Below are 1,323 nucleotides of genomic sequence, written 5' to 3' on the forward strand. Positions count from 1 at the left end.
ATGGAAGGATACAGAGTTCAGCTATTTTTCCCATATTGCATAACGATCATTTTTTTAGCCATTTCAGGTTATAGCTATTTTAAAAAAAACGGCCCAAAAAAAATCTCACGATTCATGTTGGGTTCAGCTTATACCGCTATAGCGATAATGCTGGTCGTAACAGCGGGTCTCATGTATGTTTTTCCTGTATTTAAACTACCTGAACCGACAGGCGAATTTAAGGTAGGAACGCAAACTTTTCATTTCGTGGATACAAATAGGGAAGAAATTTTCGACGAAGCCAGAGAGGGTAAGAGAGAATTGATGGTTCAGGTCTGGTATCCGGCTCAAGCTAGCAACGGCAAGTACGCTCCCTTTATTCCCGATACCCCGATTTTACGTTATATGGCCGCGAACTATGGCCTTCCCGGGTTTACGTTTCAACATCTGAAGTACGTATCCAGTCATGCTTATTCGGTGGCCGAAATCTCTTCGGCTCAGACTTCATACCCGCTGATCCTTTCGAATCCTGGCAACGGCTCTTCCAGGTTCCTCCACACGTCGCAAGCCGAAAATCTCGCGAGTCACGGATATATCGTGGCAGTGATCGACCACACTTACAATACATTTGCAACCGAGTTTCCGGACGGTCGAATCACGACCAGCACAACTGACAACTTATTCTCACCCGACCATGATTACCGGACGGAAAGAGAAAATCGCGACAAGTTGGGAAAAGTTTTAACCGGCGATGTGGCGTTTGCGCTGGACCAATTCGAGCTGATCCAATCGGGGCAGATTCCAAGTCATCTAAAAGGGAGGATTGATCTCGGTCATGTCGGGGTGTTCGGTCATTCCATCGGCGGATCGACGGCTTATGACGCTTCTTACGATCCGCGAATCACGGCTGGAATAGACTTAGATGGAGGGCTTTATCGACTGCGTGACAGAGAGGGTCTGCGAAAGCCGTTTTTGTTCATCAACTCGAGAAGCTATTTCGAAAAATTAAAAATGGTGATGGATAACCGGGCCTACACAGATGCAGAGCTTACCCGTATGGGATCAACAAGAGAGTGGGAGGATCAAGTAACGGAAGATAAAAAGTTGGAGCTTGAACGAATGCGCGAAACGGTCGAGGAAGGGGGACAAGTCCTCTATATCGAAAATACGGAGCATTTGAATTTTACCGATGTACAATTCATTTCTCCGATTTTCAAGATGCTGGGCATTACAGGAAAGATTGCGCCCGAAAGAGCGGACTCCGTTATCAATGCCTATATGCTGGATTTCTTCGATATGTATCTGAAAAATCAAGGCGGAATCTTAATGAAAGGACCGGATAGC

At 46.0% G+C, this 1,323-nt stretch carries 1 protein-coding gene; it reads left to right on the forward strand.

Going from position 1 to position 1,323, the window contains the following annotated elements; all coding sequences use genetic code 11:
• Positions 1–1,323, forward strand: a 1,323-nt coding sequence (locus AC5V8P_RS25615; RefSeq protein ID WP_495474059.1) for an alpha/beta hydrolase family protein, incomplete at both ends; no start/stop codon positions are given.

The organism is Paenibacillus sp. N119s, assembly GCF_059447605.1.